We start from the raw sequence: 23,134 nt of genomic DNA, 5'->3' as shown, positions 1-23,134 counted from the left end.
GCGTGCCGGCGGCGGGGCCGTGGTCGCGTCAGTCGACGCCCAGCGCCGCGACGGGCGAGGTGCGAGCGGCGGCGCGCCCGGGCAGCACCGACGCGAGCAGCCCGGCCACGACGGAGACGAGCAGGACGAGCCCGAGGTCGCGCCAGGGCACGGTGAGCAGGACGTTGCCGATGCTGCCGAAGACCACCTCGGCACCGGCCCACCCGTACAGCAGCCCGAGACCCACCCCGAGCAGCGCGCCGACCCCCGCGATGAGCATCCCCTCGACCGCGAGCATCCACCGCAGCTGGCGTCGGGACAGCCCGATCGCCCGCAGGGTCGCCGACTCGCGGCGCCGTTCCAGGACCGACAGCGACAGGGTGTTGGCGACGCCGATCAGCGCGATGAGGACGGCGACCGCGAGCAGCCCGAGCACGATGCCCAGCACGGAGTCGACCACCCGGTCGTTGCTGACGCGCTGCGCGGCGGCGCTGGTGATGTCGAGCGCGTTGCCGGGCAGCGCGTTGCGGACGTCCTGCAGCACCGTGCCGGGATCGGCACCCGGGTCGAGGGAGAGCCACATCGCGGACACCGGCGCGTCGGGGGCGATCCGGTCGAGGGTCGCGGTCGTGACGAGCGCCGAGGTCCCGCCCAGGTCGGTCGGCACCGCACGCACCGTCACCGGTGACCCGCTCGTCGTCGCCGTGCCGTCGCTGTCGTAGGTGACGAGCGAGACGGTGACGTCACCGGTCGGCACGCCGTCGTCCTTCGCCCACGCCGGCAGGAGCAGGGTGCCGTCGGTCAGACCGTCCACCAGCGACCGGTCGCGGACCACTGTGGCGGCGTCGCCATCGACGGCGGCGGCCAGGATCCCGGTGTCGCCCAGCTGGACCTCGGCCGTGCGCACGGCCACCATCGTCCGGATCCCGTCGACGCCGCCGAGCGCGCGTCGCACGTCGTCCTCGTTCATCCGCACGGAGCCGTCCCCGAGCCGGCCGTCGACGACGAGGTCCACGGGGTAGCGCGCGTCGAGCTCGCGGTTCATCGTCGTGCGCGCGCTGGCCGCACCGGTGCTCATCATCACGACGAGCGTGACGCCGATGAGCAGGGCCGTGCTGGTCGCGGCGGTCCGCCGTGGGTTGCGCACGGTGTTCGCCGCAGCGATCCGAGCGCTCGTCCCCGTCGAGGCCAGGCCGCGACCGAGCAGGGCCACGATCTTGGGCACCCAGAACACCGCGCCGAGCAGCACACCGACGAACGAGGTGGCGCCCGCGAGCATCCCGAGCCCGAGCAGGGGACCCGAGGCCGACCCGTTCCGCCCGGACACCACGACCACGAGCAGGAGGAGTCCGGCGCCCCCGACGGCGAGCAGCAACGAGACCGCCAGCCGGATGCGCCCCGTGCGGGCACCGACCACGGGAGCGTCCACGGGCCGCAGCGCGGCGACGGGTGCGACGCGGGTGGCCTCGCGCGCCGGCACGAGCGACGCGAGCACCGTGACCAGCGTGCCGACCAGGAGCGGCACCAGGACGACGGCGGGCGTGATGCTGATCGTCGCCGGGAGCGCGACGCCGAGGTCGACTCGGTTCAGGACGGTGAGCGCTGCCTGCGCGAGCACCGACCCTGCGACCACCCCCGCGACGGCGGACCCCAGGCCGAGGATGGTGGCCTCGAGCAGCACGGAGTCCCGCAGCTGCCGCTTGCTGGCCCCGACGCAGCGCAGCATGGCCAGGGTCCGCGTGCGCTGCGCGACGAGCACCTGGAACGTGTTGGCGATGACCAGGGCCGCGACGAGCATGGCGACCGCGGCGAACCCGAGCACCGCCGTGACCAGGACGTTCCCGCCGGTGCGTCGCTCGACGGCCTCCGCGGCGGCCTGGTCGCGGGTCAGCGCCCGGGCATCGTCACCGACCAGCGGGGCGAGCGCCACCTGCAGCTCGGCGGCGGAGACGCCGTCGGCCGCCGCGACCAGCGTCGTCGGGCTGGTGGACAGGTCCTCGAACCTCGAGAGGTCCGCGACGGTGATCAGGCCGGCGCCCCCCGACTGCGACCAGGCGTGCCGTGGGTCGTCGGTGATGCCGACGACGCGAGCGGAGAACGACCCACGCCCGCCCGAGCCGAGCGGCGCGACGTCGAGGGTGTCGCCGACGCCGACCTGCAGCGCGGCCGCGGTGTCCGCGGGCAGGGCGATCTCGCCGGCGTCGACCGGGGCGGCGCCGTGGGCGATGGTCAGCGAGGCGAGCCGCGGGTCCGAGGGTGCGGTGAGGAGGTTCTGGGCCCGCACCCGGCCGGCGTGGCGGAGCTCGAGGGTGACGGGGTCGAGGATGTCCACGGCGGCGACGTGGGGGTCGCTGGCCACCGTGCTGCGTTCGAGCGGCGTCAGGGCGCCGCGCAGGACGACGTCGGCGTGAGCGTAGGTGGCGGTCAGGGCGTCGTACCCCGTGCGCGTGATGACGCCGCCGGCGATCAGCGTCGCGGCGAGGAACGCCGAGCCGATCGCGACGGCGACCGCGGCGGCGGACAGCCGGCCCAGGCTGCGGCGCATCTGGGCGAGCGTCAGGCGCAGCATCAGCGGACCGCCGCCTGGTCGAGCGTGCGCAGCGCCTCGAGGCCCATGAGCACGGACTCCGGCGTCGGGTTCTCGATGTCCCCGGCGATCCGGCCGTCGGCCAGCAGGACCACCCGGTCCGCGTAGGCGGCTGCGGTCGGGTCGTGCGTGACCATGATGACCGTGCGGCCCAGCTCGCGCACAGACCGGCGCAGGAAGCTGAGCACCTCGGCGCCGGAGCGTGAGTCGAGGTTGCCCGTGGGCTCGTCGGCGAACACCACCTCCGGCCGGGCGATGAGCGCCCGGGCGATCGCGACCCGCTGCTGCTGGCCGCCCGACAGCTCGCTCGGCCGGTGCGTCAGCCGCTGCCCGAGCCCGAGGGTCTCGACGAGCGTGTCGAACCACTCGCGGTCCACGGCCGTCCCGGCGAGCTCCAGCGGCAGCAGGATGTTCTGCTCGGCCGTGAACATGGGCAGCAGGTTGAACGACTGGAACACGAAGCCGACCCGGTCGCGTCGCAGGCGGGTCAGGGCGTCGTCGCCGAGCGCGGTGATCTCCGTCTCGCCCAACCAGGCCGTGCCCGACGTGGACTGGTCGAGACCGGCCAGCACGTGCATCAGCGTCGACTTGCCGGAGCCCGACGGACCCATGATCGCGGTGAAGGCCCCGGCGGCGAATTCGACGTCGACCCCGTCGAGCGCACGCACCTGCGCGGCGCCGCGGCCGTACACCTTGGTCAGGCTGCGGGCGCTCGACGCGGGCGCAGCGGGCGGCTGCTCGATCGGGCGGTAGACGGTCGTGTCCACGGACGGGCTCCTTCGGTCGGGTACGTGCTCGACGCTAGGGAGCAGGCTGTGCCCAGCACATCAGGCCACGGTGTCGTCGCGCGTCATCCCGTGGTCGCACGTTCACGAGCACGTTCACGAGCACGAGCACGAGCACGTACACGTTCACGAGCCCGGTCGCACCAGCCCGGTCTCGTAGGCGACGACGACGGCCTGCACCCGGTCGCGCGCGTGCAGCTTGGCCAGGATCCGCCCGACGTGCGTCTTGACCGTGGCCTCGGCGACGAAGAGATCCTGGCCGATCTCGGTGTTGGACCGGCCGCGGGCCATGAGGACGAGCACCTCGCGCTCGCGGTCCGTGAGGTCGGCGACGGCGAGCCGCGCGGGGTCGGCGGGTTCGCCCGGCTGCTCGGGCGGCAGGACGGTGACCAGGTGCTCGAGCAGCCGCCGGGTGCTGGACGGCGCGATCACGGCGTCCCCGTGGTGCACCGTGCGGATGGCCGCGAGCATCTCCTCGGGTGGCGCGTCCTTGAGCAGGAACCCGCTGGCGCCGGCGCGGATCGCGGACAGGACGTACTCGTCGAGGTCGAAGGTGGTGAGCACGATGACCTTGGGCGCGGGCGCGGCATCGGTGCCGCGGGCCACGATCTCGGCCGTCGCGGCCAGACCGTCCATCGTCGGCATCCGGACGTCCATGAGGACGACGTCGACGACGCCGGGGTGGGTCTGCGGGTCCAGGGCGCGCACGGCCTGCGACCCGTCGCCGGCCTCGACCACCACGGTCAGGTCCGGCTGGCTGTCGATCACCATGCGGAAGCCCGCGCGGACGAGCTGCTGGTCGTCGACCAGCCCGACTCGGATGGTGTGCTCGGTCATCGGGTCTCCTGTCCGGGCGGGGTGGGCAGCTGGGCGCGGACCCGGAAGCCGCCCCCGGGTCGCGGGCCGGCGCTGACCGTGCCCGCGAACATCGTTGCGCGTTCGCGCATGCCGAGCAGCCCCTGACCGAGCCCGTCCGAGTCGGCCGAGGCACCGCGGCCGTCGTCGCTGACCTCGAGCACGATCGCGTCCGGCAGCCACTGCACGAGCACGTTGACCAACGGGTCCGGACCGGCGTGCTTGAGCACGTTGGTCAGCGCCTCCTGGGCGATCCGGTAGACGGTCAGTCCCGTACCGGGCGGCAGGGTGCGGGGCGATCCCATCCGGACGAGCGAGGCCCGCATGCCGCTGGCCCGCATCTGCTCGACCAGGGCGCCCACGTCGGTCTCGGCAGGCTGGGGCTGGAACTCCGGCGCCGGGCCGTCGCTGTCGCGCAGCACCCCGAGGAGCCGGCGCATGTCGGTGAGCGCGGCACGTCCGGTCTCGCCGATCGTGCGCAGGGCCCGGGTGGGCGCCGACGGGTCGGCCTCGGCCGCGTACCGCCCGCCGTCGGCCTGGGCGATCATGACCGTCAGGGAGTGCGCCACGATGTCGTGCATCTCGCGCGCGATGCGGGCACGCTCCGCGGCGGTGGCGATCTTGGACTGCTGGTCGCGCTCGGTCTCCAGGCGCCGGGCTCGGTCCTCGAGCGCCTCGATCCGCTCGCGACGCGTGCGCCGGAGCAGCCCGAACGCCCACACGGCGAGCGCCGCGACGGCCGTGAAGAGCGACACCGCCCGGGCGCCCGAGGAGTCGGTCCAGCTGCCGATCGAGAACGCGAGCAGCACCGAGCCGAGCAGGGCGCCGGCGATGGCGACCCGGTGCGCCCAGCGCGGACCGTGCACGGTGACCGAGTACAGCGCCACCAGCACGGCGGCGTCCGCGGGGAACACGATGGGCGCCCCGGCGAGCACCTGCAGGAGGGCGACGAAGTAGACGGCCGCCGTCGAGGCGGTCGGTGCCGTGCGGCGCCAGGCGAGCGGCGCGACGAGCCCGACCGTGACGACGGCGGCCAGGCGTGTGCTGACGTTGCCGGTCGCGGCGCTGAACGCGATCGACGACGGGAGCAGGACGACCAGCAGCAGCGCAGCCAGCGTGGCGTCGACGACGAAGCGGTGGTCCTCCTCCCAGCGCAGGAGCCGCTCCCAACTCGTCACCGTCCGAGGGTAGAGGCGCGGTCCGCCACGGTCGTGCCCCTCGGGGCGGACGCGCCGTCCACCCGAGGGGGCACGGAATTGGTCACACCCTGCAGTGGCCGACAACACCGTCTCGTGACCTAACATGGGCGAATGACCCAGGTGTTGCTGGCAGAGGACGATCCCGCGATTGCCGAGCCTTTGGCCCGCGCCCTCGGGCGTGAAGGTTATGACGTGCGCGTGCAAGGAACGGGTCAAGGTGCGATCGACGGTGCGGCAGCTGCCGACCTCGTCGTGCTGGACCTCGGCCTGCCGGACATGGACGGGCTCGACGTCGCGCGGGCCATCCGCAACCTCGGGCTGACCACGCCGCTGCTGGTCCTGACCGCACGCGCCGACGAGGTCGACCTGGTGGTCGGCCTGGACGCCGGCGCCGACGACTACGTGACCAAGCCGTTCCGCCTGGCCGAGCTCCTGGCGCGCGTCCGTGCCCTGCTGCGGCGCAGCGTCGGGGACCCCGGCGACGAGGACGAGGTGCACGCGCAGAACGTCCGCGTCGACGTCGCGGCGCACCGCGCCTTCCAGGGCGAGCGCGAGCTGCACCTCACGGCCAAGGAGTTCGACCTGCTGCGCGTGCTCGTCGGCGCGGCCGGAACGGTGGTGGCCCGCGAGACGCTCATGCGCGAGGTCTGGGGCTCGGACCCGACCGGCTCGACCAAGACGCTCGACATGCACGTGTCGTGGCTGCGTCGCAAGCTCGGCGACGACGCCAACGCGCCGCGGTACGTGACCACCGTCCGCGGCATGGGTTTCCGCTTCGAGACCGGTGGCGCGAGCAGCAGCACGGGCGGCTGAGCGTTGCGTCGTCGCGTCCTGCAGGCGACGATCGCGGCGGTCACCGTCGCGGTCGTGCTGCTGGGCTTTCCTCTGGCGTTCCTGGGTGCGCAGCTCGTGCGCGAGAACGAGATGCAGGCCCTCAAGGCCCGCGCCGACAGCGTCGCGCGCTCCGTCGACTTCCGCATGCAGCAGAACATCGACCTCACCGACCGCATGCTCGAGAACGCGACCGGTGGGCCGGGGGACATCCCGGCCTCGGTGACCGTCCAGGCGCCCGATGGTGAGATCTACCAGGCAGGCAACCACGTGCAGGGCCGGACCCTGTCGGTCCAGGTCACGTCCAGCGCGGGCGCCGTGGTCAACCTCTACGTGTCCTGGTGGGACGTCTTCTGGCTCAGCGCCCGGGTGATCGCGCTCGTGGTCGCGGCGGCCGTCGTCGCCTTCGCCGCCGGGATCGCGATGGCGATCTGGCAGGCCAACCGGCTCACCGCCCCGCTCGTCTACCTCGCCGCGTCCGCGGAACAGCTCGGCGCGGGCCAGGTGCGGCCACGGCTCGAGCCGTCGGGGGTCGAGGAGATCGACCTGGTGGCCGCCGAGCTCGCCCGCAGCGCCGACCGGATGGCCGCGCGGCTGGCCGCCGAGCGTCAGTTCGCCTCGGACGCGTCCCACCAGCTGCGCACGCCCCTGACCGCGCTGACCATGCGGCTCGAGGAGATCATGCTCGCCACCGACGACCCGGGCGTCAGCGAGGAGGCGCGGATCTCGCTGGAGCAGGTGGAGCGTCTGGTCCGGGTGGTCGACGACCTGCTGGCCAGCTCACGGCGCGCGCAGGGCGGCACGACCGAGGCCCTGATGCTCCTGGACGTCGTGCGCCAGCAGGAGGAGGAGTGGCAGCCGACGTTCGACGTGGCGGGCCGGCACCTCGTCGTCGAGGTCGACCCGACGACGCAGGTGCTCGCGACGCCCGGTGCGCTCGCGCAGGTCCTCGCGACCCTGATCGAGAACTCGCTCAAGCACGGCGCCGGCACGACGACCGTCCGCGCGCGCACGGGTGGACCGTCCGCCGCGGTCGTGGTGGAGGTTGCCGACGAGGGCGCGGGCGTGCCCGACGACCTCGCGCCACGGATCTTCGAACGGGAGGTGACGTCGGGGCGGGGGACAGGCCTGGGCCTGGCACTGGCCCGCGACCTGGCCTCGGCGGACGGCGGCCGGCTCGAGCTCGCTCAGCGCCGGCCGGCGGTGTTCGCCCTGTTCTTGTCCGGCGTGCCGGTGTCGCTGCGTCCGGACGCCGTCGTGCCGATGGGCACGGTGGTGACGCGCCCCGACTCGCGCCGTCGCTAGACCCGCTGCTGCTGTCCTGCCGCGGCAGGGTGGCCCGTGAAGACCCAGCGCTTGTAGCCGACGTAGCGCAGGACCGTGCCGATCGCGATCCCGATGACGGTGGCCACGTTGTCGGCCAAGGCGTTGGTCAGGCCGAGCGTGTAGTGCGAGAAGGCCAGGGTCAGCACCGGGATGCCGGCGCACACGATGTTGATGGTGGCAAAGACGACCAGCTCGCGCGCCTGCCGGTTGGTCCGCTCCTGGGAGAACGTCCAGTGCCGGTTCCCGATCCACGAGACCAGGGTGGCCGCGACCAGGGAGATGACCTTGGCCGTCACCGGCTTGTGCTCGAGCAGGTGCCCCGGGCCGAACCGCAGCAGGTTGAACAGGCCGAGGTCCACGACGAAGGCGAGCCCGCCGACCGACAGGAAGCGCAGGATCTCGTAGGCGCGGGCCCTCGAGGCCGAGACGGCGAGCGCGGGCTCGGGCGCGACGGTCGCCGCGGTCGATCCGCGGGGCACGGTGAACCCGTCGGTCAGCTCGTCGCTCATGCTCACAGCTTCTCCCACCGCTCGGCTCGTGCTCCCGCCCCCCATCAGCCGGTGCGGTCGCGAGGATATCCCGACTGGCTGGACGCTGCCTGTGCGCACGCGTCTCGACGCCCTCGACTAGTGTCGTCGCCCGTGACGGCTCCTGTTGTGGCGGTGGTGGGTGGCGGCCAGCTGGCCCGGATGATGGCGCCCGCGGCGGCGGCCCTCGGCCTGCACCTGCGGGTGCTGGTGGAGAACCCGACGTCGTCGGCGGCCCAGGTGGTGGTCGACGCGCCCGTGGGCGCCGCGACCGACGAGGTGGCGGTCGAGCGGTTGGCCGTCGGCGCCGACGCGCTGACGTTCGAGCACGAGCACGTCCCCAACGCGCTCCTGGACCGGCTGGAGGCGGCCGGCACGTCGGTGCAGCCGCGGGCCGTCGCGCTGGTGCACGCCCAGGACAAGATCGTGATGCGCACGCGGCTGACCGAGCTGGGCGTGCCGTGCCCCCGATGGGCTGCGCTGACCTCCTCGGCAGACCTCGACGCGTTCCTCGCGGGCGGCGAGGCCGTCGTCAAGACGTCCCGCGGCGGCTACGACGGCAAGGGCGTCCGTGTCGTGCGGTCCAGCGAGGACGTCGCCGACTGGTTGGCCGCCGCCCGGGCCGGCACCGGCCCCGCGCTGCTCGCCGAGGAGAAGGTCGCGTTCACGCGCGAGCTCGCGGTCCTCGTCGCGCGCAGCCCGAGCGGCGAGGTCCGCACGTGGCCGGTCGTCGAGTCGGTGCAGCGGGACGGGGTGTGCGCGGAGGTCGTCGCGCCGGCGCCCGACCTCGACCCCGCGACCCGGGACCAGGCCGTCGACGTGGCGACCCGGATCGCCGAGGGGCTGGGCGTGACCGGGGTGCTCGCGGTCGAGCTCTTCGAGGTCCCTGGCGCGGACGGCACGCCGACGGTCCTGGTGAACGAGCTGGCGATGCGGCCGCACAACTCGGGGCACTGGACGATCGACGGCGCGGTCACCAGCCAGTTCGAGCAGCACCTGCGCGCGGTCCTGGACCTCCCGCTGGGCGACACGACGCCGACCGCGACCTGGACCGTGATGGCCAACGTGCTCGGCAGCGCCCTGGCCGACCCGACGGACGCGCTGGCCGACGTCGGTCGTCGAGACCCGGCGGCGAAGGTGCACCTGTACGGCAAGGAGGTCCGCGCCGGACGCAAGCTCGGGCACGTGAACGTCAGCGGGGACGACCTGGCCGACGTCCGGGCGCGTGCGGTCGCCGCCGCGGCCCTGCTGCGCGGCGATCCCGCCTGACTGTCTGCCCCTCGCGAACACGGGCGGTCGCCCGCGCCGGCTGGGACATGATGGACCCCGTCGCAGGTCGGGTCGCAGGTGAACGAGCAGACGGAGAAACGTGATGGCAGCGCAGGCCCTGGTCGGGATCGTCATGGGATCGGACTCGGACTGGGCGGTCATGCAGGCCGCGTCCGACGTCCTCGCCGATTTCGGTGTGCCGGTCGAGGTGGACGTGGTCTCCGCGCACCGGCAGCCCGAGAAGATGATCGAGTACGGCCGCACGGCGGCGGACCGTGGCCTGAAGGTGATCATCGCCGGTGCCGGCGGTGCGGCCCACCTGCCGGGGATGCTCGCGTCCGTCACCACACTGCCCGTGGTCGGTGTCCCGGTCCCGCTGGCGCTGCTCGACGGTCTCGACTCGCTGCTGTCCATCGTGCAGATGCCCGCCGGGGTCCCCGTGGCCACCGTGTCGATCGGCGGCGCCAAGAACGCGGGTCTGCTCGCTGCCCGCATCCTCGCGTCCGGCGAGGGCGCCCAGGCGACCCGGATCCGGACCGCCCTGGCCGCTTTCCAGGTCGAGCTGCAGGGTCAGGCCGAGTCCAAGGGTGCGCGGCTCCGCTCGCACAGCGCCGCGAGCCGGCCGACCATCGGGTTCAGCCTGTAGGGCGTCGTCGGCGGCCGGAGCCTCAGGCGCCGGGCATCCCGCCGACCTTGCCCGGCGGCAGGGTGCCGTCCCGGACGGCCACCCAGAACGCCGGCGTGAGGGCGGGATCCAGCTCGACGGTCGAGCCGACGCCCCCCGGGCGGTAGTCGAGGCTCTTGATCGGCGGCGTGCCCGTCACGCCGCCGGGCCCGTTCGCCGCGCGGAACGCGAGCGCGAGCTTGCCCAGGTCGACGATCCCGGTCCCGTCGCTCACCGTCAGCGCGGCCGTGCCGGCGTCGATGAGCGCGACCTGCTGGTTCGGGTGGAGGACCAGCGACTGCGGCTTGACCTTGCCCATGACCGCGCTGATCAGCTGGCGCTGCCGCTCGGCACGGCCGACGTCGCCCGTCGGGTCCGACTTGCGCATGCGCGCGAACGAGAGCGCCTGCGAGCCGACGACGTCGTGGCAGCCGGGCGTCCACACCATCCCCGAGTCGACGTCGTTCACGGCGGCGTCGTAGCAGAGGTTCACCCCGCCGACGGCGTCGACCACCTGCTCGACGCCGGCCATCCCGATCTCCGCGTAGTGGTCCACGGTCAGACCGGTCAGACCCTCGACGGTCTTGACCAGCAACGGTGCCTGCCCCCAGGAGAACGCGGCATTGAGCTTGGCCGAACCGTGCCCCGGGATCGCGACGTAGGTGTCGCGGGGGAGCGAGATCAGCGACGTGGGCCCGCTCGCGGGGACCTGCAGCAGCAGGATCGTGTCGGTCCGTGCACCCTCGGTGCCGTCGTTGCCGACCGAGCCGTCGGCGCGGGAGTCCGAGCCGGTGAGCAGGTAGGTGGTGCCCGGCGTGTTCGGTGCGCCGCTGAGTGCCGACGTGTGCCGGACCTTGCCGTTGGCCCACATCGTCAGGCCGATCGGCCACGCGAGCAGAGCGGCGACGAGGACGACCGCGACGAACGCGACCAGCGGCCACCGCCGCCGGCGACGCCCGGCCCGCTCCTCGGGCCCGCTCGGGCTGCCCGAGCCCGCCGGCGGCGGTCGGACCGGCGGACGTTGGCCCGAGGGGCGCGACGAGGTGCTGCGCGGGGCGGTCGACGGCGAGAACGACGCGGGTGCACCGGCAGCGGCCGGCGCGGACGCGGACGCCGCCGCACCCGGTTGCCGGCGGGGCGGCACCGGGCGGCTGGGCGGCCGGGCGCCCGGCACCTCGATGGGGGCGGCTGCGGGCCGTGGCGCGGCGGCGGCGGAGCCCTCCGGGGACCGTGACGCCCCCGGGGGCGCGATCGACGCCGGCATCGCGGGTCGCGACGGGAGCCGCTGGGCCGGAGGCGCCGCGGGCGGCGACACGTTGGCCTGCGCCGCCTCAGCCGGCGGCGCGTCTGCCGGTCGTCGGGCCGCGGGCTGACGGGTTGCCGAGGGCGCGGGTCGCTGCGGTGGGCGGCCGACGACGATCGGCTCGGCAGGCGTGGGGTCGGAGGGTCGCGCGCTGCCGGCCGGCGCGAAGCTCGGCGGCGGGGTGCGGACGGTGCGGTCGTCCGACGTCATCAGCAGACGGCGGTGGTGTCGGCGACCGAGAACTCTTCCTTGCCCGCCTTCTTGGTCTGGGTGGGCGTCGGGGTGACCGGGGCGGTGGTGGCACCCGGCACGGGCGCGGTGGTGGCGGTCGGGGCCGGGACCGTGGCGTCGCTCGGCGCCACGTCGTTCGCGATGTCCGCCCAGACCTGGGTCGCGGCGGAGGTCCACTCGACGCGGTTCTTGTCGGACTTGGCCGGTGCCCACGGGACTGTCATGAACGTGATGTTGTCACGGTCGATGTTCCGCAGGTTGTAGGCGAGGCCGGTCATGTCCGTGATCGACATCTGCTTGTCGGTGGTGAGCGAGCTCGTCGCCGCGCTGAGGAACGACACCAGCTTGCCCGGGTTGGTGAGCACGTCACGGGACAGGACCTCACGGACCATCGCGGCGACCAGCTGCTGCTGGTTGCCGATGCGGTTGATGTCCGAACCGTCGCCCACGTTGTGCCGGGCCCGCGCGAACGCGAGCGCCGTCTGTCCGTCGAGGACCTGGTTGCCGGGGTTGAGGAACAGGCCGGAGTCCTTGTCCGAGATCTTGCTCTGGATGCACATGGGCACCCCGCCGATGGACTGGACCATCTGCTGGAAGCCGGAGAAGTCGACGACGACGAAGTGGTTGATCGTGACGCCGGTGTCGTGCTGCACGGTGTTGATGGTGCAGGCCGCGGCGGAGGCCATGTCGCCGCCGTTGTCCCAACCGGTCGCGAAGGCGGAGTTGAACATGCCCGTCGTGGCGCGGGTCGTCTTCCCGTTCGTCATGGTGCACGACGGGATGCTGACCAGCGAGTCGCGGGGGATCGAGACGACGGAGATCCGGGATCGGTCCGCCGAGATGTGCACGACCATCGCCGTGTCGGAACGCATCCCCTCCGCCTTGCCACCGATCTGGGCGTTGACCCCGGCGCGCGAGTCCGAGCCCAGGACCAGGATGTTGACCGGGTTGCCCTTGTTCGGGTCGTTCGGGTCCGGTGCCGCCGTCGGTGTCGCCAAGGGCGCGACGAGCGCGGAGACGTCGACCTGGTCGAGGTTGCCCTGCAGCTTGGCGGCGACGGCGGCCCCCCCAGCGACGGCGAACACGAGGACGGCGACACCCGTCAGGGCGACGCCGCGCAGCACGCCGTGGGTCCGGACACGTCGAGCGTGCCGGGCGGCACGGGGGCGCGAGGGGGAGGCGTGGCGAACAGTCACCGGATGATCGTAGGAGGTGGATGTTTCGACCACGGGGAGCACACGGTCCGGCGTCGTGGAGGATCTGTGCAGATCAGCGACCTGGTCGCGCGTCGAGCTCGCCGGCGGCGTCCGGGACGGTGTCGACGAGATCCATGCGATCGCCGTGCCCGACGCAGCGCTCACCGGTCGCCCGTCCGGACACCGGAGCCAGCATCATCGCCCGCGTCGTCGGCCCGATCGAACGCGCCGGTCCCGTCGCACCGTGTCCGATCCCGGCTCCGGTAGCCTTTCGTGCGGCCCGCGGCCGGTGCGCGAAACATCGGCGGCCCCCGCCACGAACCCGTCCGGCAGTGTCGCGCACGGCGTGCGCTCGAGTGAAGTGAAGTCGTATGACGTCAGCACAGGGGACCTTGTCCATCATCATCCCGGCCTACAACGAGCACGAGGGTGCGGCCGAGATCGTCTCGTTCTATCGCGAGATCCGCGCGTCGGTGCCGGACCTCGAGTTCGAGCTCGTCGTCGTCGACGACGGATCGACCGACGGCACGTCCGACGCGCTCGTCGAGCTCCTGCGCCCCGAGGACCGGGCGAAGGTGGTCGTCTTCTCCCGCAACTTCGGCGCGCACGCGGCGATCTCGGCAGGCTTCGCGCACTGCTCGGGCGACGCTGCCCTGACGCTGAGCGCGGACCGGCAGGAACCGCTCAGCGCGGTGCACAGCTTCATCGAGGAGTGGCGGTCCGGGGCCGACCTCGTCTGGGGTCTGCGGGCGGTCCGGTCGTCGAAGGGCGGCTCGAACGAGTTCTTCGCCCGAAGCTTCTCGACCACGTTCAACGCGATCTCGACGGTCCCGACCTACCCCAGGGAGGGGCCGTCGCACATCCTGGTCTCGCGGCGCGTGATGGACGTGCTCAACGCGATGCCCGAACAGAACCGCAACGTGCTCGCGATGGCCGCGTGGACCGGCTTCGACCAGCGACGCGTCTACTTCGAGCAGCTGCCGCGCCCGTACGGCGAGAGCCGATGGACCTCGGCGAAGAAGGTCAAGCTGGTTCTCGACTCGATCGTCGAGTTCTCCGCGGTCCCGCTGACCTGGGTGCTGCTCGCCGGCTTCGCCATGGCCGGTCTCGGTCTCGTCGCCCTGGTGGCCGCGCTCGTGATGGCCCTCGTGGGCGCACAGGGCACCGGTCTCATGCTCGTCGGCGTCGTCCTCGGTGCCGTGGGCGTGCAGGTGGTGGCGCTCGGGGTGCTCGGGCAATACGTCTCGCGCGCCGGCGACGACGCGCGGCGGCGCCCCGTCTACATCGTCCAGGACGTCCGTTAGCTGCACCTGTCGGTGCTCGACCCGGTGCGAGGTCGCTCGGAGAACCGCTGATAGCCTGTCGCCGACGTTGGGAGTAGATCGCATGGATGTCGCGCTGGGGCAACCCACCGTGGGCGAGCCCGAGCTCCGCGCTATCGCCGAGGTGTTCGCATCGGGGTGGCTGTCGGGAGCAGGGCCCGCGTGCAAGACCTTCGAGAACGACTTCGCTGCGGTGGCCGGGACGGAGCACGTCCTCGCCACCTCCAACTGCGGTTCAGCCCTCCACCTGGGCCTCACCGTCCTCGGTGCGGGCCCCGGCGACGAGGTGATCGTCGGGGACTACACGTTCCCCGCCACCGGACACTCGGTGATGTGGACCGGTGCGCGACCGGTCTTCGTCGACGTACGACCCGATATCTGGAGCATGGATCCGGCGGCGGTCGAGGCCGCGATCACGCCGCGCACGGTGGGCATCCTGGCGGTCGACGTGTTCGGCCAGCCCGCCGACTACGACGAGCTCCGTCGGATCGCGGACAAGCACGGGCTGTGGCTCATGGAGGACGCTGCCTGCTCGGCGGGCGCCACCTACCACGGGCGCCCGGCAGGGTCGCTCGCGGACCTCGCGACGTTCAGCTTCCACGGCCGCAAGGGCATCACGGCCGGCGAGGGTGGCGCGCTGACGACCGATCGGGCCGACCTCGCCGACCACGCGCGCAAGCTGCACACGTACGGGATCGAGCCGGCGCTGTCGCGGGCCGGGTCGCAGGACCTGCCGATCCCCTCGTTCGACGAGGCCGGCTGGAACTATCGCCTGTCGGACGTGGCGGCGGCGATCATGTCCGTCCAGGTCACCCGCCTGCCCGAGCTGCTCTCGGCGCGGCGACGGGTGGCCGGCGCGTACGAGCAGCTTCTCGGCGACGTCGAGGAGCTCACGCTGCCGGTCGCGCTCGAGGACCGGGAGCACCCCTGGCAGTCGTACGTGCTGACGTTGGGCACCGAGGTCAACCGCGGCTCCGTCGCGCACGCGCTGCGGGCCGAGGGCATCCAGTGCAACTTCGGCACGTACGCCTCGCACGTCCAGCCGGTGTACGGCGCCGACGTGCACCTGCCGGTCTCCCGAGACCTGTTCGCCCGCCACCTCGCCATCCCGATGCACGCCAACCTCACCGACGACGAGGTCGAGCGTGTCGCCGCCGGCGTCCGCCGCATCGTCACCTCGGCCGACCATCGCCGCTGAGCGGCCCCCCACCAAGAGCAGGAGCAACGCCCGCATGTCCAAGAAGACCGTCTTCTTCACCGGTGGTGCCGGCTTCATCGGCCTCCACGTCGTCCCGATGCTGCTCGAGCGCGGCTACGGGGTGCGCATCTTCGACAACATGTTCCGGGGGGACCGGGACGCGATCGCGAAGCTCGCCGCGACCGGCGACGTCGAGCTGATCGACCAGGACGTGCGCTACGGCGGCGCCGTTCACCAGGCCATGAAGGGCTGCAGCCACGTCATCCACTTCGCGGCCGTATCGATCAACAAGAGCCAGTCGGACCCGTACGAGTCCATGGACATCAACATGATCGGCAACCACAACGTGTTCGCGGCTGCTGCCGACCACGGCGTGGAGCGGCTCGTCTTCGCCTCGAGCGCGTCGGTGTACGGCGACCCCGAGCACCTGCCGATGCACGAGGACGACAAGCTGTCGCCGCTGACCCCGTACTGCATCTCGAAGCGTGCCGGTGAGGACCTGCTCGGCTTCTACCAGCGGCGCGCCAACCTCTCGTGGATCGCGCTTCGGTTCTTCAACGTGTACGGCCCGGGTCAGAAGACCACGGCGTACTACACCTCGGTCATCAACCACTTCGTCAACCGCCTCCGCAACGGCGAGGCGCCCGTCATCGACGGCTCGGGCGAGCAGTCGATGGACTTCATCCACGTCCACGACATCGCGCGCTCGGCCGTCCTCGCGCTCGAGTCCGAGCAGGCGAACCTGCCGATCAACATCGGGACGGGCATCGACACGTCGATCGCCGAGCTCGCGCGCATCCTGATCGCCGCTGTCGGCGCGGACGTCGAGCCGATCTTCAACCCTCGCGACGTGCTGGTCAGCCGGCGTGCCGCCGACGTCCGTCGTGCCCAGGAGATCCTCGGCTTCGAGCCGACGATCGACGTGGTCACCGGGATGACGGACCTGATCCGGACCGGCGGATGACTGAAGCCGGGCGGGCTCCGTCGGCCGGGTCGCTGCCCGAGAACCCGTACAACGAGCTCGCCTGGATCGTCGGGACGCCGCAGATCGGCGCCGGCACATGGATCGGAGCGTTCACGGTCGTGGACGGTTCCGGCGGCCTGACGATCGGCGCCGGCTGCGACATCAGCTCCGGCGTGCACATCTACACGCACTCGAGCGTGCGGCGGTGCGTGTCTGGGCGCCGGTTCACGGAGGTGGAGCGCAAGCCCGTCTCGATCGGCGACCGGGTGTTCATCGGCGCCAACGCGGTGGTGATGATGGGCGTCACGATCGGCGACGAGGCCGTCGTCGGCGCCGGCGCCGTGGTGACCGCCGACGTCGCCCCCCGGACGGTCGTCGCGGGCGTGCCGGCTCGGGTGGTCGCCGACGTCGCCTTCGATGACGACGGCCGGCCGACCTTCCCGGCGGTGCAGCCCTAGCGTCCGGCGCCGCCGGTCACCCGTCAGACTGTGGTCGCACGCGAGGCCACGAGCGCCCGCTCGACGATCCGGTGGGCGGGCAGCGCCGACGCACGCTCCTCGTCGGCGTCGATCGTGCCCTCGATCAGGTCGACGAACCGGTCGAACTGGGTGATCAGCGGCTCCTTGCCGATGACCTCGGGGATCTCGATCTCCGTCGCCTGGCGATAGGTCGAGCCCTCTTCGTCCGACTGCACGCGGGTGTGCCGGTACGCGGTCACCCCACGGCGGAGCATGTCGACCTCGATCGTGCGATCGAGCTCGTGGATGACGAGCTTGCGCACCTTCTGCTGGCTGATCCGGGAGGCCGAGGCCGAGGCGATGCCGCCGTCGGCGAACCTCAGGCTCGTCTCGATCACGTCCTCCGCGCCCGGGCTGGACAGCGGGTGGTACTGCCCGACCTCGACAGCGAGGCTGTCCGGGTCCGCCCCGCCGAAGAGCTGCGCGATCAGGTCGACGTCGTGCACGAGCAGGTCCCACGCCACGCCGGTCTTGATGCGCGGCGCGTAGGGCGAGTGGCGCTCGGCGCGGACGTAGCGTGGCTCGGACAGCATGCCGCGGGCGACCAGGAAGGCAGGGTTGTACCGCTCGAGGAAGCCGCACATGAGCGGCGCCCCGACGCGCTCGCTGAGCCGGATGATCTCCTCGGTGTCCTCGAGCGAGGGGCACATCGGCTTCTCGACCAGCAGGGGGAGCCCCCGCTCGAGCGCATCGGTCGCGAGCTGGTGGTGCCACTCCGTCGCCGCCGCGATGACGACCGCGTGGGTGCCGACCGTGCTCTCCAGGTCCGGCGCCCAGCGTGCGCCGAACCGCTCGGCGAGCGGCTCGCCCGCCTCCCGTCGGGGATCGACGACCCAGGCGAGGTCGGCGCGGTCGGAGCCCGCGATCACGCGTGCGTGGTTCGTGCCCATCGACCCCGCACCGACGAGCGCGACGTTCGGGCGCGTCATCGTGCGAGCACGGCGCGCAGGGCCGTCGCGACCGTGGCGACGTCGTCCTCGGACAGGCCGGGGTGGACGGGGAGCGACAGGCAGCGGGCGGCGACGTCCTCGGCCACAGGGGCCTCCGGCAGGACGACCAACGGGTGCTCGCGGTAGCAGGCGTAGTCGTACACCGGTCGCGGGTAGTAGATGCCCGAGCCGACGCCACGCTGGGCAAGCTCCTCGACGATCGACTCCCGGTCGGCGGCGCTCTCGCGGGGCAGGAGCACCGTGTACTGGTGCCAGACGTGCTCGCGGCCCGGCAGGGCGGCGGGGAGCTCGAGCCCCGGGACGTCACGGAGCAGGTCCGTGAGCAGCGCCGCGTTGACGACACGCGCCTTGACCTGCTCCGGGTAGGTGGTCAGCTGCGGGACGGCGACAGCGGCCTGCAGGTCGGTCATCCGGTAGTTGTGACCGGGCATCTCGTACTGGTAGCGCTGACGCATCCCCTGGTTGCGCAGCACGCGGAGCCTGTCCGCCGTGGCCGCGTCGTTCGTCGTGATCATGCCGCCCTCACCGCTGGTGAGGTTCTTGGTCGCGTAGAGCGAGAAGCAGCCCGTCCCGAACGAACCGGCGCCCTTGCCGTCGAACGACGCGCCGAGGGCCTGGGCGGCGTCCTCGACCAGCGCGAGGTCGTGGCTCGCGGTCAGCTCGGCGAACGCGGCCATGTCCGCCGTCTGCCCGTAGAGGTGGACGGGCAGCACCGCCCGCGTGCGCGGGCCCACCAGCTGCGCCACCGACGCCGCGTCGAGGTTGTAGTCCGCCGTCGAGATGTCACCGAAGCGCACGACCGCGCCGGCCTCGATGATCGCGTTCAGGGTGGCGACGAACGTGAACGGGCTGGTGATGACCTCGTCGCCGGGCTGCAGGTCAAGCACCTCGAGGGCCGCGACGAGTGCCGTCGTGCCGTTGTTCACGGCGATCGCGTGCTCGGCGCCGACGATGTCCGCGAACCCGCGCTCGAGCTCGGCGACGACCGGTCCCTGCGCGATCATGCCCGAGCGGACGACCTGCAGGACCTTGTCCTCGACCGCCGTGCCAAGTCGAAGCTGGGAGATCGGGATCATGCACGGGCCTCGGTTCTCTGGATGCGTCACGGCACGCTGTTGCACGCGCCTTCGGGTGAGGGGTGGCGTTCCGTCTACTACGATGTTGGGCGGCGTCAATCATATCGGCCTCACCGGAGGTCCCTGTCACCCTCGGATCCTGGGGCAGCTCGGTTGATGGCGGGCGCCGGACGGAAGGGCACATGGACGACAGCAGGCTGCAGCCAGACCTCGACGCCGAGACCGGAAATTCGGGCACCGGAGCCCTCGTCGTCGACCCACCTGTCGCCGCCGCCAAGCCTCGGGTCAGTGCACGCGTCGTCACGATCGCCCGGATCGTCCTGCTCACCGTGGTCATCGCGGCCGCGAGCTGGACCCTCTTGCACAACTGGTCCGAGGTCGAGCGAGCGATCTCGCATATGTCGTGGACGACGGTGGTCGGTGCCACGGTGCTGGTCGCCGTCGGGATCGGGTGCGGGACGTTGAGCTGGCAGGTTCTCGTCGACGATCTGGGCACCCCGATCGGCATCCGCCGCGGCGGTCAGATCTTCCTCGTCGGTCAGCTCGGCAAGTATCTGCCGGGATCCGTGTGGGCGTACGTCCTCCAGCTCGAGCTCGGCCGACGGGCCGGGCTGGCCCGGACCCGGGTGTTCACCGCGACGGTCTTCTCGCTCATGGTCGCCGTGGTCGGCGCGCTGATCGTCGGCGCGCTGGCCCTGCCCCAGCTGATCAGCGAGGACCCGAGCCTGGCGTGGGTCCGCTGGCTGTACGTGCTGCTGCCGTTCGGCCTGATCTGCCTGCACCCGAAGGTCCTGACGGCCGTCGCCAACTTCGGCTTCAAGCTCCTGCGTCGCCCGCGTCCGACCCACCCGGTCCGCAGGCGGACGGTCCTCCACTCGCTCGCGTGGGCGCTCGGCTCCTACTGCTGCTACGGCCTCCAGCTCTGGCTGCTCGTCGGGAGCGACGCCAAGCTCGGTGGCCGGCAGCTGCTCCTCTTCGTCGGCAGCATGGGGATCGCCATGGTCGCCGGTCTGTTCGCGATCCTGCTCCCGTCCGGTGCCGGGGTGCGTGAGCTGGTCATCGTGACCGTCCTCGCCCCGCTGGTGGGGACCGGCTCCGCCATCGCGTACGCGGCCGTCTCCCGCGTCCTGTTCACGCTGGCCGACCTGCTGATGGCAGGCGGTGCCGCCGCGCTCGCGGCGATCGCGCGACGGCGCGAGGGCCCCTATGTCGGAGACCCCGGCATCGGGATCTGAGTCGCAGGGAGCGGCGCTCCGGGTGGAGAGCACCGGGATCGTCGACTACCCGGGGGGCTGCGACGCGCTTGCGGCGGACATCCTGGCCGCGGGCGGTGAGCTGCGGCTCGGGGAGTCCTTCGGCTCCGCGCGGGTCGTGCAGGGCGCGATGGTCGTCGAGACCTCGTCGGGAACGCTGCGTGTCGACGCCCTGGGCACCTGCGCCGGGCTGTACGCCGATCGCATCGCGTCGGCGTGCGACGTCGACCCGGGAGCACGCATCGTCCCGTTCCGTGGCGAGTACCTCGAGCTGGTGCCCGAGCGGCGCCCCCTCGTGAGGGGCCTGATCGACCCCGTGCCGGACCCGCGGTTCCCGTTCCTCGGCGTCCACCTCACCCGGTCGGTCACGGGCGACGTCCATGCGGGGCCCTACACCTGGGCGACGTCCGGGCGGCCGACCTCGTGGACGCCCTGTCCTGGCCGGGCACCTAGCGGCTCGGCGTCCGCAACGTCGTGCCCGGGGCCCGTGAGGTCATCCGGTCCCTCTCGCGCACGGCGTTCGCGCACAGCCTCGCGCGGCTCGTCCCGGGCATCACGGCGAAGGATCTCGTCCCCGCGCCCGCAGGAGTCCGGGCCCAGGCCCTGCGCGCGGACGGTCAGCTCGTCGACGACTTCCTGGTGCGGTCCGCCGCGCACCAGGTGCACGTCATCGACGCGCCCTCGCCCGCGGCGACGTCCGCCCTCGAGATTGCCGACCACGTGGTGCGTCAGCTGGACGAGGTCGTCGCCGCCTGACGGCGTCCGGCATTCCTGCCGGACGCGCTCAGGACGTGGCCGGCGCCGCGCGTGCTGCCAGGCACGCCTCGGCGGCCGCCCCCGTCCCGACCTGGGCGGAGAAGCCGTACATGCGGTACGGGGTCGCGCTGCCGTCGAGGCGCTCGATGCCGACGACCGTCTCCGTACGCGGGAGAGCGCCCGACCACTGGACCTGCTGGGTGCCTGCGGCGAGCTCGACCTGGGTCCCGTCCGGCCACGTCACGCGCAGCCCCGACGGCGGGACCTCGATGGTGAACTCGGTGTCGACGTGCCCCCACCCGCTCGGCCGCAGCGTCAGGATGCGCAGCGTGCCGGGACCGGGCTGGTCGTTGATCAGCACGTTGCCCGTCGGGTGGGTCCCGGCTCCCGGGTACAGGATCGGGGGCGCGAGGGCGACGTCCGCGAGGTCGTCGGTGCCGGCGACGCAGGAGGGATCCGAGCCGTCGAGCCGGTAGAACTCCCACCGACCGCTGCTGCTCGTCACGTCGGGTGACCCCAGCGCCTGGTGGGCCGCGTCGAGCGCCGTCGGGTTGCTCGTGAGCGCGGTCGTGTCGATCACGAGGCCCTTGAACCCGGCCGCCTGCAGCAGAGCGGCCTGCTGGGCCATGGGCCGAAGCCCCATGCTCGTCTGCCAGTCGGCCTTCGGATCGCCCTGCAGCCCGCCGTAGGACCAGCGCAGACCGTCGGAGTAGAGGTAGGGCAGGAAGCCGTCGTACGCCGATGCCGGAGTCGTGTCCGTCAACGACAGGGGGAACGAGACGTCCGGGTACTGGTAGATCAGCGACTGGGACGGTACCTCGCCCTGGATCTGCGACGTGAAGTCCGACACGTCCTTCTGCATCGCGACGGCGACGCCCGGGTCGGGCCGGTACCACGGGCTCGTCTGGTCGACGACGGCGACGAGGACGAGCGCCCCGACGGTCGCCCACAGCACCCATCGCCGGCGGATCTTGTCCAGCGTCACGCCGGCCGCGAGCAGGGCGAGCAGCGCGATGTACACGTGCATCCGGCTCCACGCCCTCAGCCCGCCACCGTTGAGCACGAACGCCCAGAGCTCGCCGATGCCCCCGACCGTGTAGCAGATGATCGCGACCCACGTCAGGGCGGCGAGGGTCGCGAGGATCGGCGACTTCTCGGCGGCGCGCGGACGCCAGTAGACGAGCACGGCCCAGATCATGAGAGCCAGGAACGCCACGGTCGCCACGGTGCCCAGGGCGGGCTGCTCCGCGGGGTTCGGGAACGTCGAGTCGTAGCTGTTGCGGATGTTGCGGAACAGCTCGCTGCGGTGCTGCGCCGCGGGCAGCAGGAACGCCAGGAGCTTGCCCGAGTACACGTCGGCGTCCGCCGCGGACCGGGAGAGCGCGATGGACGGGTAGCCGAGGGGTGAGGGCAGGTACAGCTTGTCCATCCACATCGCGACGGCGAGCGGGACACCCAGCGCCGCCGCACGCAGCGCCGTCGGCGTGACGGCGTGCCGGAACCCGAACTTGCGCCACGCCCCGAGGGCCGCCCCCGCGATGAGGAGGCCCGCGAACACGGCGTAGTAGGCGTTCACGAGCGAGATGCAGACGCACCCGAACAGGACGACGCCCTCGATCACGTACCGCCGACGTCGCTTGCCCTCGAACGGGTGGACCAGCGACGTGGCGGCGATGACGCCGATGGGCACGACCCAGGACTGGGCCAGCGAGAAGTGTCCGGTCGCGCGGATGAAATGGTCGGGCAGCAGGGCGAACGCGACGCCGACGAGCACGCTCGCCACGCGGCTCACGCGCAGGGTGCGGGCGGCGACGACCGCGAGGACAGCCGCGGCGGGGAAGGACAGGATCACCGCCCATGTGACGGCGGCGCCGGCGCTGCCGGTCAGGGGCGCGAGGATCTTGCCGACGAAGCCGAACAGCAGCTCGTCGGTCACGCTGTAGGAGTGGCTGTTCTGCCCGAATGGCGCCGCCAGACGGGTGCCGTGCTCGTACCAGCCGGACTCGATGATGTTCTGCACCCAGGCGTGGAAGGCCAGGGAGTCGCCGCTCGGGGTCGCGACGGCCGAGCCGAACGCCCAGGGCCGGTACGTCCACAGGGCCGCCGCGAAGGCGATCGCTCCCGCGAGCGCGTGCGGCCAGGCCGCCCGAACAGCGGCGACGGCAGCGATCGCGACCTGCCGTCCACGGGTGGGCGCGGGTGCGGGCTGACCGGAGTCGGGCTGGATGCCGTCGTGCGGCTGCTGGTCGGCGGGCCGCGTCTCCTCGGGGGCAGGGGGCGGGTCGCCCTCGGCATGCTGCCGATCCGTCGCGGCGGCCTCGGGGGCAGGGGTCTCCTGGGTCACG

General features: G+C 72.5%; 20 protein-coding genes and 1 pseudogene. 11 read left to right on the top strand and 10 right to left on the bottom strand.

Annotation, left to right across the window (positions count from 1 at the left end):
• Positions 1-28 precede the first annotated feature (28 nt).
• The 4 genes from ACPPVS_RS13640 to ACPPVS_RS13625 all read right to left on the bottom strand — a co-directional run bounded on the left by ACPPVS_RS13640 (position 29) and on the right by ACPPVS_RS13625 (position 5,384).
• Positions 29-2,548: an ABC transporter permease gene (locus ACPPVS_RS13640; RefSeq protein ID WP_426592795.1), complete on the bottom strand. Its 2,520-nt coding sequence runs from the start codon at positions 2,546-2,548 to the stop codon at positions 29-31.
• Entirely contained in the window at positions 2,548-3,333 is a 786-nt protein-coding gene (locus tag ACPPVS_RS13635; protein ID WP_426592794.1) for an ABC transporter ATP-binding protein, read from the bottom strand. Before ACPPVS_RS13635 ends, ACPPVS_RS13640 begins: the two co-directional genes overlap by 1 nt.
• A 144-nt stretch (positions 3,334-3,477) precedes the next feature.
• Positions 3,478-4,188 carry a response regulator gene (locus tag ACPPVS_RS13630; RefSeq protein WP_426592793.1) on the bottom strand — a complete coding sequence of 237 codons (711 nt, stop codon included), beginning with the start codon at positions 4,186-4,188 and terminating at the stop codon, positions 3,478-3,480.
• Positions 4,185-5,384 (bottom strand): sensor histidine kinase, encoded by a 1,200-nt coding sequence (locus tag ACPPVS_RS13625; protein ID WP_426592792.1) that lies wholly within the window; start codon positions 5,382-5,384, stop codon positions 4,185-4,187. Before ACPPVS_RS13625 ends, ACPPVS_RS13630 begins: the two co-directional genes overlap by 4 nt.
• Before the next feature lie 132 nt (positions 5,385-5,516).
• Between ACPPVS_RS13625 and ACPPVS_RS13620 the strand changes: the two genes are divergently transcribed.
• Together ACPPVS_RS13620 and ACPPVS_RS13615 are read left to right on the top strand one after the other, a co-directional pair.
• Positions 5,517-6,218 (top strand): response regulator transcription factor, encoded by a 702-nt coding sequence (locus ACPPVS_RS13620; protein WP_028050342.1) that lies wholly within the window; start codon positions 5,517-5,519, stop codon positions 6,216-6,218.
• A gap of 3 nt (positions 6,219-6,221) precedes the next feature.
• The gene (locus tag ACPPVS_RS13615) at positions 6,222-7,541 is read left to right on the top strand and encodes an ATP-binding protein (RefSeq protein WP_426592791.1); all 1,320 of its coding nucleotides are present in this window, start codon (positions 6,222-6,224) and stop codon (positions 7,539-7,541) included.
• On the opposite strand, the gene ACPPVS_RS13610 is transcribed toward ACPPVS_RS13615, so the two are convergent.
• Positions 7,538-8,071: a GtrA family protein gene (locus ACPPVS_RS13610; RefSeq protein ID WP_426592790.1), complete on the bottom strand. Its 534-nt coding sequence runs from the start codon at positions 8,069-8,071 to the stop codon at positions 7,538-7,540. The genes ACPPVS_RS13615 and ACPPVS_RS13610 overlap by 4 nt on opposite strands.
• Before the next feature lie 132 nt (positions 8,072-8,203).
• On the opposite strand from ACPPVS_RS13610, the gene ACPPVS_RS13605 reads away from it, so the two are divergent.
• Both ACPPVS_RS13605 and purE read left to right on the top strand, forming a co-directional pair.
• Entirely contained in the window at positions 8,204-9,358 is a 1,155-nt protein-coding gene (locus ACPPVS_RS13605) for a 5-(carboxyamino)imidazole ribonucleotide synthase (RefSeq protein WP_426592789.1), read from the top strand.
• A gap of 103 nt (positions 9,359-9,461) precedes the next feature.
• Complete coding sequence (gene purE, locus ACPPVS_RS13600; protein ID WP_426592788.1) at positions 9,462-10,004, top strand: 5-(carboxyamino)imidazole ribonucleotide mutase; 543 nt, start codon at positions 9,462-9,464, stop codon at positions 10,002-10,004.
• Positions 10,005-10,026: 22 nt separating this feature from the next.
• Here the strand turns inward: purE and ACPPVS_RS13595 are convergent, their stop codons facing one another.
• Complete coding sequence (locus ACPPVS_RS13595) at positions 10,027-11,535, bottom strand: LCP family protein (protein WP_426592787.1); 1,509 nt, start codon at positions 11,533-11,535, stop codon at positions 10,027-10,029.
• On the bottom strand, positions 11,535-12,752 hold the full coding sequence (locus ACPPVS_RS13590) for an LCP family protein (RefSeq protein WP_426592786.1): 1,218 nt from the start codon (positions 12,750-12,752) through the stop codon (positions 11,535-11,537). Before ACPPVS_RS13590 ends, ACPPVS_RS13595 begins: the two co-directional genes overlap by 1 nt.
• Positions 12,753-13,123: 371 nt before the next feature.
• Here ACPPVS_RS13590 and ACPPVS_RS13585 point away from each other — a divergent pair, with 371 nt between their 5' ends.
• The 4 genes from ACPPVS_RS13585 to ACPPVS_RS13570 all read left to right on the top strand — a co-directional run bounded on the left by ACPPVS_RS13585 (position 13,124) and on the right by ACPPVS_RS13570 (position 16,694).
• Entirely contained in the window at positions 13,124-14,056 is a 933-nt protein-coding gene (locus ACPPVS_RS13585; RefSeq protein ID WP_426592785.1) for a glycosyltransferase family 2 protein, read from the top strand.
• 82 nt (positions 14,057-14,138) lie between these two features.
• Positions 14,139-15,272, top strand: coding sequence for a DegT/DnrJ/EryC1/StrS family aminotransferase (locus ACPPVS_RS13580; RefSeq protein ID WP_426592784.1), 1,134 nt, complete (start codon positions 14,139-14,141; stop codon positions 15,270-15,272).
• A gap of 34 nt (positions 15,273-15,306) precedes the next feature.
• On the top strand, positions 15,307-16,236 hold the full coding sequence (locus ACPPVS_RS13575; RefSeq protein WP_426592783.1) for an NAD-dependent epimerase/dehydratase family protein: 930 nt from the start codon (positions 15,307-15,309) through the stop codon (positions 16,234-16,236).
• A complete protein-coding gene (locus tag ACPPVS_RS13570; RefSeq protein ID WP_426592782.1) occupies positions 16,233-16,694 on the top strand; it encodes an acyltransferase in 462 nt (153 codons plus the stop codon). The genes ACPPVS_RS13575 and ACPPVS_RS13570 overlap by 4 nt, the downstream gene beginning before the upstream one ends.
• Positions 16,695-16,717: 23 nt before the next feature.
• Here ACPPVS_RS13570 and ACPPVS_RS13565 read toward each other — a convergent pair whose 3' ends face one another.
• On the bottom strand, positions 16,718-17,683 hold the full coding sequence (locus ACPPVS_RS13565; protein WP_426592781.1) for a Gfo/Idh/MocA family protein: 966 nt from the start codon (positions 17,681-17,683) through the stop codon (positions 16,718-16,720).
• Complete coding sequence (locus tag ACPPVS_RS13560) at positions 17,680-18,780, bottom strand: DegT/DnrJ/EryC1/StrS family aminotransferase (protein WP_426592780.1); 1,101 nt, start codon at positions 18,778-18,780, stop codon at positions 17,680-17,682. Before ACPPVS_RS13560 ends, ACPPVS_RS13565 begins: the two co-directional genes overlap by 4 nt.
• A gap of 182 nt (positions 18,781-18,962) precedes the next feature.
• On the opposite strand from ACPPVS_RS13560, the gene ACPPVS_RS13555 reads away from it, so the two are divergent.
• From ACPPVS_RS13555 to ACPPVS_RS13545, 3 genes and pseudogenes are all read left to right on the top strand, one after another.
• Entirely contained in the window at positions 18,963-20,015 is a 1,053-nt protein-coding gene (locus ACPPVS_RS13555; protein ID WP_426592779.1) for a lysylphosphatidylglycerol synthase transmembrane domain-containing protein, read from the top strand.
• Positions 19,987-20,373: pseudogene (locus ACPPVS_RS13550) on the top strand (FAD-dependent oxidoreductase); the annotation flags it as partial. The gene ACPPVS_RS13555 and the pseudogene ACPPVS_RS13550, both read left to right, overlap by 29 nt.
• A gap of 134 nt (positions 20,374-20,507) precedes the next feature.
• Positions 20,508-20,789, top strand: coding sequence for a hypothetical protein (locus ACPPVS_RS13545; protein WP_426592778.1), 282 nt, complete (start codon positions 20,508-20,510; stop codon positions 20,787-20,789).
• A gap of 28 nt (positions 20,790-20,817) precedes the next feature.
• On the opposite strand, the gene ACPPVS_RS13540 is transcribed toward ACPPVS_RS13545, so the two are convergent.
• Positions 20,818-23,133 (bottom strand): hypothetical protein, encoded by a 2,316-nt coding sequence (locus ACPPVS_RS13540; RefSeq protein WP_426592777.1) that lies wholly within the window; start codon positions 23,131-23,133, stop codon positions 20,818-20,820.
• Between the last annotated feature and the right edge of the window lies 1 nt (position 23,134).

Origin of the sequence: Cellulomonas sp. McL0617 (assembly GCF_049994875.1) — a bacterium.
Classification (GTDB): domain Bacteria; phylum Actinomycetota; class Actinomycetes; order Actinomycetales; family Cellulomonadaceae; genus Cellulomonas.
The sequence above is the reverse complement of the archived record's forward strand: the minus strand, read 5'-3'. Positions and strand labels throughout refer to the sequence as shown.